Source organism: Bradyrhizobium sp. 35 (assembly GCF_023073215.1).
Classification (GTDB): domain Bacteria; phylum Pseudomonadota; class Alphaproteobacteria; order Rhizobiales; family Xanthobacteraceae; genus Bradyrhizobium; species Bradyrhizobium canariense_D.
Genome location: NZ_JADPJC010000060.1, coordinates 35,486 through 44,183, shown reverse-complemented (window position 1 = coordinate 44,183; position 8,698 = coordinate 35,486). Strand labels below are relative to the sequence as shown.

General features: G+C 55.2%; 9 protein-coding genes and 3 pseudogenes. 9 read left to right on the top strand and 3 right to left on the bottom strand.

All coding sequences use genetic code 11. The features are described from left to right. The 3 pseudogenes from IVB36_RS14015 to IVB36_RS14005 form a co-directional block, all read left to right on the top strand. Positions 1–418: pseudogene (locus IVB36_RS14015) on the top strand (IS21 family transposase); the annotation flags it as partial. Positions 419–433: 15 nt separating this feature from the next. After that, positions 434–1,196: pseudogene (gene istB, locus IVB36_RS14010) on the top strand (IS21-like element helper ATPase IstB). A gap of 97 nt (positions 1,197–1,293) precedes the next feature. Continuing rightward, positions 1,294–1,542: pseudogene (locus IVB36_RS14005) on the top strand (uridine phosphorylase); the annotation flags it as partial. 93 nt (positions 1,543–1,635) lie between these two features. On the opposite strand, the gene IVB36_RS14000 reads toward IVB36_RS14005, so the two are convergent. Beyond that, positions 1,636–2,064 carry a hypothetical protein gene (locus tag IVB36_RS14000; protein ID WP_018457646.1) on the bottom strand — a complete coding sequence of 143 codons (429 nt, stop codon included), beginning with the start codon at positions 2,062–2,064 and terminating at the stop codon, positions 1,636–1,638. Between the two features lie 966 nt (positions 2,065–3,030). On the opposite strand from IVB36_RS14000, the gene IVB36_RS13995 reads away from it, so the two are divergent. The 6 genes from IVB36_RS13995 to IVB36_RS13970 are packed head-to-tail and all read left to right on the top strand — an operon-like array spanning position 3,031 to position 7,312. Next, positions 3,031–3,336, top strand: a complete 306-nt coding sequence (locus IVB36_RS13995; protein WP_018457647.1) for a hypothetical protein — start codon at positions 3,031–3,033, stop codon at positions 3,334–3,336. Positions 3,337–3,338: 2 nt separating this feature from the next. Beyond that, positions 3,339–3,692, top strand: a complete 354-nt coding sequence (locus IVB36_RS13990; RefSeq protein WP_018457648.1) for a helix-turn-helix transcriptional regulator — start codon at positions 3,339–3,341, stop codon at positions 3,690–3,692. 3 nt (positions 3,693–3,695) lie between these two features. Further along, the gene (locus IVB36_RS13985; protein WP_018457649.1) at positions 3,696–4,553 is read left to right on the top strand and encodes an ImmA/IrrE family metallo-endopeptidase; all 858 of its coding nucleotides are present in this window, start codon (positions 3,696–3,698) and stop codon (positions 4,551–4,553) included. Continuing rightward, the gene (locus IVB36_RS13980; protein ID WP_247391759.1) at positions 4,543–5,358 is read left to right on the top strand and encodes a thymidylate synthase; all 816 of its coding nucleotides are present in this window, start codon (positions 4,543–4,545) and stop codon (positions 5,356–5,358) included. Before IVB36_RS13985 ends, IVB36_RS13980 begins: the two co-directional genes overlap by 11 nt. Then, positions 5,355–6,389, top strand: coding sequence for a nucleotide kinase domain-containing protein (locus IVB36_RS13975; protein ID WP_018457651.1), 1,035 nt, complete (start codon positions 5,355–5,357; stop codon positions 6,387–6,389). The genes IVB36_RS13980 and IVB36_RS13975 overlap by 4 nt, the downstream gene beginning before the upstream one ends. Continuing rightward, positions 6,386–7,312 (top strand): nucleoside triphosphate pyrophosphohydrolase family protein, encoded by a 927-nt coding sequence (locus IVB36_RS13970; RefSeq protein WP_018457652.1) that lies wholly within the window; start codon positions 6,386–6,388, stop codon positions 7,310–7,312. The genes IVB36_RS13975 and IVB36_RS13970 overlap by 4 nt, the downstream gene beginning before the upstream one ends. On the opposite strand, the gene acpS is transcribed toward IVB36_RS13970, so the two are convergent. Together acpS and IVB36_RS13960 are read right to left on the bottom strand one after the other, a co-directional pair. Next, entirely contained in the window at positions 7,252–7,644 is a 393-nt protein-coding gene (acpS, locus tag IVB36_RS13965) for a holo-ACP synthase (protein ID WP_083926489.1), read from the bottom strand. The two genes, IVB36_RS13970 and acpS, sit on opposite strands and share 61 nt — an antisense overlap. Next, positions 7,645–8,388 (bottom strand): deoxycytidine triphosphate deaminase, encoded by a 744-nt coding sequence (locus tag IVB36_RS13960; protein WP_247391755.1) that lies wholly within the window; start codon positions 8,386–8,388, stop codon positions 7,645–7,647. It lies immediately after the preceding gene. Positions 8,389–8,698 lie beyond the last annotated feature (310 nt).

Genomic DNA, 8,698 nt, shown 5'->3' with positions numbered 1-8,698 from the left:
CAAGGGACAGAGGATCGCCAGCCACGCCCGTGCGCCCAACCGGCGCGGCCACACCACGATTGCCGATCATATGCCCAGCGCCCACCGCCGCTACGGCAAATGGACAACGGGAGGGCTGATCGCCGCCGGCGAGAAGATCGGTCCATCGACGGCGGCGTTCTTCCAGGTCGTCATCGAAGCCCGGCCGCACCCCGAGCAAGGCTTTCGCACCTGCCTCGGTATTCTGTCGCTGGCCAGGAGCTACGACCATGCGCGCGTCGATGCCGCCTGCCGACGCGGCATCCTGATCAAGGCTCGCTCCGTCGCCTCGATCCGTTCGATCCTCAAGAGCGGCCTCGATCGCGCTTTCCTCGACGAGACGTCCGACCACCAGCCCCTGCGCCACGGCAACATCCGCGGTCAGGGCTATTTCCATTGAACCAGGGAGACTCAAATGCTGACACACCCCACCCATGAACGGCTGATCACGCTTGGCTTGACCGGAATGGCCAAAGCCTTCGAGGAGCAGCGACGATCACCGGACCTCGACGCCCTGCCGTTTCGAGGAGCGCATCGGGCTTCTCGTCGATCGCGAAGCCGCCGAGCGCGACACCAAACGTCTCACGACCCGTCTCAAGTTCGCCGCGCTACGCCAGAGCGCATGCGTGGAAGACGTCGATTTGCGCACGCCACGCGGCATCGACCGCAGCGTCTTCGCCAGACTCGTCGGCGGCGACTGGATCGACCGCAACGAGAACCTGCTCATCACAGGGGCAACCGGGCTCGGCAAAAGCTGGATTGCCTGCGCCCTCGGCCACAAGGCCTGCCGCGACACTCGTTCGGTCCAGTATCACCGCGTCCCGCGCCTGTTCGAGGCGCTCGCCCTGGCTCGCGGCGACGGCCGATATGGCCGGCTGCTCAAAACCATCGGCCGCGTTCAACTTCTGATCCTCGATGATTGGGGCCTGTCAGTTCTAAATCCGCCCGAACGGCGCGACCTTCTGGAGATCCTCGATGATCGCCACGGTCGCGCCTCCACCATCGTCACCAGTCAGGTCCCTGTTGAACATTGGCACGACGTTATCGGCGACCCAACCCTCGGCGACGCCATCCTGGATCGCCTCGTTCACAACGCTCACCGTCTGCAACTCTCCGGAGAAAGCATGCGAAAGCAGAACGCCCGCAATCAAACTCTTGACGCCAACTCAAACCCCTGAACCAATCACCCATGTCGGTCAAAGCCGCTGCTCACCATCGCGCGAAACAGCTGCTCACGATCGCCTGAAATCGCCGCTCACCATCAGCGAAATGCGCACCACTGACGCACCTTTTCGGGAGACCGCCCAAGCCATCGATGCTGCCCGCGCTAAGGGCATTCTTGCGGTGGAGATGGAAGCGGCAGCCCTTTACACATTTGCCGCCTCTGCCGGGGTGCGGGTTCTTTGCATCGCCCACGTCACCAACACTATGGGGCAGGACGGTCATGACTTCGAGAAGGGCGAAGCAGACGGCACGCGGGAAGTCTTGGCCGCCCTTTCAGCGATAATAGCCGCCGTCGACTAGCGATCCTGAAAATGACCTCTGGGCTCGTAAGCGGCCGCGTCAGATTGAGCGGAGATGGCCGGTTTGTGCCCGTAGGCCGATATCGGTTAGCTCTTAGCGCGTGTTGGCATATTCGATTGCTGCCGCTTTGCAGGCCGCCATCTTGGAGCAGGCCAGCACGGCGCCATCCCGCAAGGCATTCTCATACGAATCGTCTTTGTGGTTTGCGTGAAGATAGGCCCCGAGCAAGGCCGCAGCGACCAAGACCACGACGTAAAGGGCCCGCTCCAAAATCAGCCGCGCTTTGGGGATCTTCTGAACGCGAGTGACCGTCGCCAAAAAGATGGCCGGTGTGCTGACCAAGAGGATGGCGACTTGGATGCTGCCCGACTCGATGTCCAGCCGGTTGAGAATCTGATGCTCGAACCACAGGCAAAGCGCGATGAATCCCCAGATGGTCGCCCAACGGCTAGCGTAGTCGAAGAGGGCCTTGATGGGCTCGTCCTCGTGCGGCTTGGGTGTGGTGCTTCCGGTGGCGGTCATTCCTGCATTCCTCATTGGCGCTTAAAGTTCCACCTCAAGGACACACCTCGATGGCAGCCTTATCCGCTTAACGGTAACAAAACGTTAACCATTAAGATTGGCAACAACTCTGGTAAACAACGTGGCGTCGGGCGGCGAATCAATAGGTCGGAGTCTGGCCAATGTAATCCTTGCCGGGGCACCATACCCTTCTTGCTATCATATAAATCCAGGGTCCGACGCAAGGCGGTCGCCTCGAACGCGCTTCCGCTTGGCGAAAACTCCGTTTCGTGACGCCCAGCGTGGCGTTCAGGCCGTCTGACCGGCTAGCGAAATCAAGCGCTCGCGGCCGATATGGCGCCGGGAGACGCTGCTCGGCGCAATCTGTTGTTATCAGTGCTTCATCCAGGGCAGGCCTATCACTGCGGCCCGCTCTCCCCTCGTGGACTCTGCGTTGACACTCGCTAGCCCTTCGCCGAGAGGCTCGAAACCGCGGCACACTGTGCATCGAGGCCTAGGTGCTGGCTGCTTTTGCTTGCAGGTGGACCCCCAAATAGCAGGGAGCAATTCGGCTCTTCACTGTCGTTCTCTCTGTGGTAGTTCGTGAAAAACCTAATCAACGAGCGTTGTCACCATATTTCCCCTGCATCTCACCACAATGCTTCTGCGGTGAGTCATATTGACTCAGCGGAGCGCGGGCCTGCCGAACGCTTTTAGACTCTCAGCTTCGATGCAAAACGGGCGGCCGGCACGGGGGGAATCGCAATTCCGCCGCCACGAGGTTACGTCTCGAATAAGACACCCCAAGTGGAATTTCGACCGGAGCGGTCGACCTTCTGACTGAATCGGAGCGTGCTGTTCAAGGTTGGCTGGGGCAGGGCGGCCAGCATCGCGATGGGTCGCCTACGAAGCCCGAAAAAAGTTGGCTCCCCCCTTGCGGAAACAGGCCGGTAAGAATATCTTACGTGTCGGTAAGAGGAGAACGTAATGGACCCTAACGCCGTTAAGAGTGCTCTGATCACGATCCTAAAGCGCGTCCAAGAACGGCGCGGTCTTCCATGTCCCCTATTGAAGGGTGACACAGTCCCCGCAAAAGAGCTGGAGAAGTTCACCAGTAAAATCTGGCCAGCGGCAACTAGCTGGCTGGCGAGAGAGATGAATATCGTGATTCCAAAGAACGTGCACATATTCGGCGTCAAAAAAGGAGCGGCGCCTTTGACCATCGACCAAGCAGTCGAATTGGTCTGCCAGAAAGGCGAACAGAAACCTGCCCAAGCATTGGCCGCGGAATAAGCATGAAGAAGAACGAAGCGAATCAGCGAGAAGCCATAGGAAGCCGCCTTCGAGAGGCTAGGAAACTGGCCGGTCTAAGCCAAGGGCAAGCCGCGCATTTGCTGGATATGCACAGGCCCACGGTGAGCGAGATTGAAGCAGGCAACCGGAAAGTGTCTGCGGAAGAGTTGAGCCGTTTCGCAAAGACGTACGATGTAAGTGTCGCCTTTCTCACCGGTGACGCCCCGGAGAGTTTGAATACCGACGACCCCAGGCTTCAGCTGGCTGCACGTGAGCTACAAAAACTGAAGCCGCAAGAAGTGGACAAGTTGCTTCGTATTTTGTCTGCGATGCGCACGGGCGAGCAAAAGAGCTAAGCAATGTCGAGTAAGCGTGCGTTGACTTATGAGGCGGCACAGGAGGCGGCCGACGCGCGCGATGCAGCGGGGGCAACCCAAGACCTTCCGATCTGCGTTTACGATATCGCGCACAAGCTGAACGCACGAGTCCGCTTCGTGGATGTCGATATGGAAGGCATGTATGAGCGAGGACCTCCATCGAGAATTTTGCTCTCGCCGTACCGGCCACTTGTCCGTCGAACGTTCAGCTGTGCCCACGAGCTGGGCCATCACCGCTTTGGCCATGGCTCAACGGTGGATCAACTGCAAACGTCAAGTGCAACTACGCCACAATCCGAAATACCAGAAGAAATTTTAGCGAACGCATTTGCCGGGTTTGTCCTAATGCCGGCAATTGCCATTCAGCGGGCGTTTTATCGGCGGGCTATCGAATCGGAGTCGGCATCCCCACTCGACTTCTACAAAGTCGCTTGTGATTTTGGTGTCGGTTACACAACGCTAGTGAATCATATGACTTACGCGCTCGGCGAAATCGGTGTTCGACGGAAGCAGGACCTAGAGAAATGGAAACCCGTCGATTTGAGGCGGATGGCGCTAGGCTATGTTGATCCATCTCCCCTGCTGATTTTGGACACTCTTGGTGAGGCTTCAACCGCTGAAATCGAATGTGACCACGGGCTCCTCGTACCAATTGGCAGCGAAGTCGAGGGGGTTGGACTGACATTTCTCAAGAGAATCGCCAGTGGTGATCTTTTTCGCGCAATCTCTCGTGGCCTCACCCGCGTTCAAATGCAGTCGCGAATTATCGACATCCGGATAATGCCAAAGAAATACATTGGGCTGGCTCAATTCCGATACATGGAGAGCGATGATGATTAACCCGAGTGCCCGTCCGTTCGCCGTCGAGCGAGATAATCTCTCCCTGGCGTGGGGAGACGTATTTCTCAGGCTCTTGTCGTCGGGCGTCAAAGAAATCGCGCCACTTTCAATTTCCATAACCGGCTTTTCAAATGATGGAGCCCCGACGGAGAATGACGAGATCAGGAAGCGCCTCGATTCCCTGCTCGAACAAAAGGGCGTGACAATCGACACCGAAACGGTCGCATTTACAATTTTTCCTCAGGAGTATTGGGAACTTGCAAACAAAAGTAGGGGCGAGTTTTTCAGTCTCTATCGCGAGTCGTTCACGCGCATTCAGGATTGGAGCCCAAAACATAATAAGCGCGGATCGTACTTTCAGCGCCTGGTAGACTACCAAGGCAATGACGAGGGCCATAACCAGTTGGAGTGGATTCTGGAAGAGTATGCTAGGAGCCCCACGCAACGGGTTTCGCAGTTTCAGGCCACAACGTTCAATCCCTTGCTTGATCACTCTCGGACAGCGCAATTGGAATTTCCCTGCCTGCAATACGTAAGTTTTGTTCCGATGCAGGATGGCACGCTAGCGATGAATGCATTCTACGCAACGCAGCAGATCTTCCGGAAGGGATACGGAAATTATCTGGGGCTGTGCCGGCTCGGGGCGTTTATGGCGGCTGAGATGGGTCTTAAGCTTGGCCGCGTTTTCATTAATGTGGGTGTCGCAAAAATGGATGTTCGAAAGACTGATCCTGAAATCGAGCAGTTTGCCGAGTTCGTAAAGCAAGCGTTGTCCGCAGCTGACGAAGGCAAGAAGGCCGCATGAAACGGCTTTCGATCGGAAGCAATAGTTTTGCTGGCCTCCAAGTTAGCCCGGTCTTTGACAGCTACTGGAGGCTTGCCGCTGAGCGACAATCGATATTCTTCAAGAGGATTGAAGGAGTACGATGGCCTTGGACCGATGATGAGATTCTTCAACGGCACAAGTTTACCAACGCCTACCGTGCATCGGACCGGGTGAGCCAGTATCTGATTCGTGAGGTCATATACGGGAAAGGACTGCCAAACGAGCCCGCCGAGGTTATCTTTCGCATATTGCTGTTCAAGCTATTTAATAAGATTGAAACATGGAAGTTGCTCAATCGTGAACTCGGACCGGTCTCGTGGGCGGAGTTCAGCACAAAGCGCTTCAGTCAGGTACTAGCGCGGGCTCATGCGAAAGGTCACCGCATTTACTCTGCCGCGTACATAATACCACCCGTCCGTGGAGCGGGAGAGGCTAAGCATGTCGGCCACTTACATCTAATCAATCAGATGATGAAAGGCGGGATAGTCAGGAAGATTGAAGACAGTGCGACTCTGTCCGATGTCTTCTGGATACTGAAATCGTACCCATCCATCGGTGATTTTATTGCGTTCCAGCTCGCCATCGACATCAACTATTCGACTGTCATCAATCATTCGGAGGATGAGTTCGTGGTGGCAGGTCCTGGTGCCCGCGACGGTATTTCAAAGTGCTTCTTGAACTATACCGAGTACGCTCCAGAGGCGTTGATAGAGCTTATGTTTGATCGCCAAGAGATGGAATTTGAGCGACTTGGTATCACGTTCCGTTCGCTTTGGGGCCGCCGTTTACAGCTGATCGATTGTCAGAACCTTTTTTGTGAGATCAGCAAATATGCTCGCGTTGCCCATCCCGAGTACTTGGGTATCGCCCGGCGAACGCGAATTAAGCAAATCTTTCGTGCGAACGGCACGCCGCTTCAACCTTGGTATCCTCCAAAGTGGGGTTTGAATACCATGGTGCCGCAACCATCTGCGACGCCTGAGTCTCAACAAGGGAGCTTTGCTCTGTGAGATTTTCCGACTATCAGCGCCTGTCTCAGGAGACAGACCAAACTCCAAATGGACTGCCTGAAACGCAGGAGTCCGCTTTGCTGATTCCGTTGCTCGGATTAGCGGGCGAAGCAGGCCAGTTGCTCGCCGAATACAAAAAGCGCCTCCGCGATGGTCCGAGCCACGAGGAGTTCTCAGACCATGTTGCCGAAGAGTTGGGAGACATTCTTTGGTATGCGGCTAATCTGGCGACTAAGTACAATCTAAGTTTGGATGAATTGGCGGAACAGAACCTTCGGAAGACTCGGAAGCGCTATCTTGAATCGAAGGTCGCTTGTCCGGTTTATGATCGTGTGTTCGACGACGCAGAGCGGTTTCCTGATAGATTCGTTATAGAGCTGGTTGAAACTACAGCAGGTAGCAACACGTTCGTAAAAGTGCTCCATAACGGTGATCAGATTGGAGCGACGCTGACAGATAACGCATATCAGAGCGACGGCTATCGATTCCATGACGTCTTTCATCTGGCGTACGCAGCCATACTAGGTTGGTCACCGGTGCTTCGCTCGACTATGAAGCGCAAGCGCAAAAGCTCACCGAAGATCGATGAGGTTGAAGACGGCGGACGGGCCGCAGTTATAGAGGAAGGAATAGCGGCGCTAGTCTTCGATTACGCTCGTCGTCATGCCTTTCTTGATGGCGTTACGGACGTCGATGATAGGCTTCTCAATACGATCTCTGGAATGAGTGCGCATCTGGAGGTCTCTACGGCCGAGCCGTGGCAGTGGCGCAAAGCAATACTTGAGGGCTTCAAGGTTTGGCGAGAGGTGCTTAAAAACCGAGGCGGCTTCGTAGAAGCAGACCTTACCCGCAACTCGATCTCTTACCTTGGTCCATCAGCTGATAACGCTATTGCAACTGCCCCAACGGTTGTTTCTGAGTGAGTTAGACTTAACATCCAGCCCACTACACCCAGGCGCTCGGCTTCCCGTAATGCGCCACCAGTCAGTTGAAGTTGCGGGGCTCCCGAAGGAAGCTTTATCACTACGACGTCAGTGAGTGAAATGCCGTCCTGCAAGCCGCAGCCGAGGGCTTTTAGGGCAGCCTCTTTTGCCGCAAATCGCGCCGCCAGATGAATGAAGCGGGCTTCGCTCTTCCCAGCATATAAGAGCTCATCTTCGGAAAAGACGCGCGTCAGATCAGTGTCGTCAGCGTCGTACATCGACTTGAACGGTAAGATATCGACTAAGTCTATTCCGATCCCAATGAGCCCCATTCATTCGGCCTTGGGTTTCTGAACTTGTTCGGTTGGCGCCGGCGCATTCGTCCCTTGCTTGGCCAGGAAGAAATCAACAGCAAGTTTAATCGTCAGGCCGGCAATTAGTGTGAGGAAAATACTTGCTGCGACTGTCACTATCCCCTGAGATCGTTCCAAGCTCGAAATTCTTAGGCTCAACTCTTTGTCAGTGGTTCTGATTCGTTCTGCTAAGCCATCTAGTGAATGCAGCTCGCCGGAAATGCTGTTCACAAAAAGGAGGTCTATATGAGTTGATGCTGCGGCATTTTTGACCGAGTTGCTCGTTCTATCCAGGTCGGCGTACCAAATCAGAAAACAGCGCTCGCCACGCCTAAGGTGGATCGGGGAGGGACCGGCATTGAAAACCGCAAAAGTCAGGCGCCCGTTAAACCCAGGATCGACGTGAAATCCCGAAACGTTCACCAGACCTTTCCATTTGATTCGAGCGCGAATGGAAATGAACGCAAGAGCGTCTCTCGGTACCTTTACGATCTCATCGGTTTGAATATAAGCGAATTGGCCAGGAGGAATGGCGAACGCCTGATCCACCGCGAGCAGCATTAGCGATCGCGACTTCGCGTCGGACGTCTGATCAGTTGGAGTTACGAAGTATTCTGGCCCAACACTCAGAGTATATGAGGCGCAATCGATCTTAGTTAGGTCAGCCGGTTCAACTAGCTCGTTCAATCGCTCAGCGAGCTTTTCCCCGCTCCAAAATGTCATACGCGTCTCCAATCAGAAGGCCGCAATAGTCTCTCTAGTCTCGAAAGGTTCGGCCTCGATCCGTCGACGGACGAGAGTCTCATCAAAGCTCGGCGGCGCGGGAGGCTAGCTTGAAGCGGAGAATCAAAACAAAACGGAACACCCAAGATACGAGATGGTAGTGAAAAATAAAACCTAGTCTTAGGGTTGTGTCGCCGGCAATACACAGAAACCGCCCCGCTTGGGATTCAATCCGGGCACCGCAACACAACTGTGTAACATTCAAACTCGCCGCTTGAAAAAATCTAGCTATTTCAATATGTTCATGCCG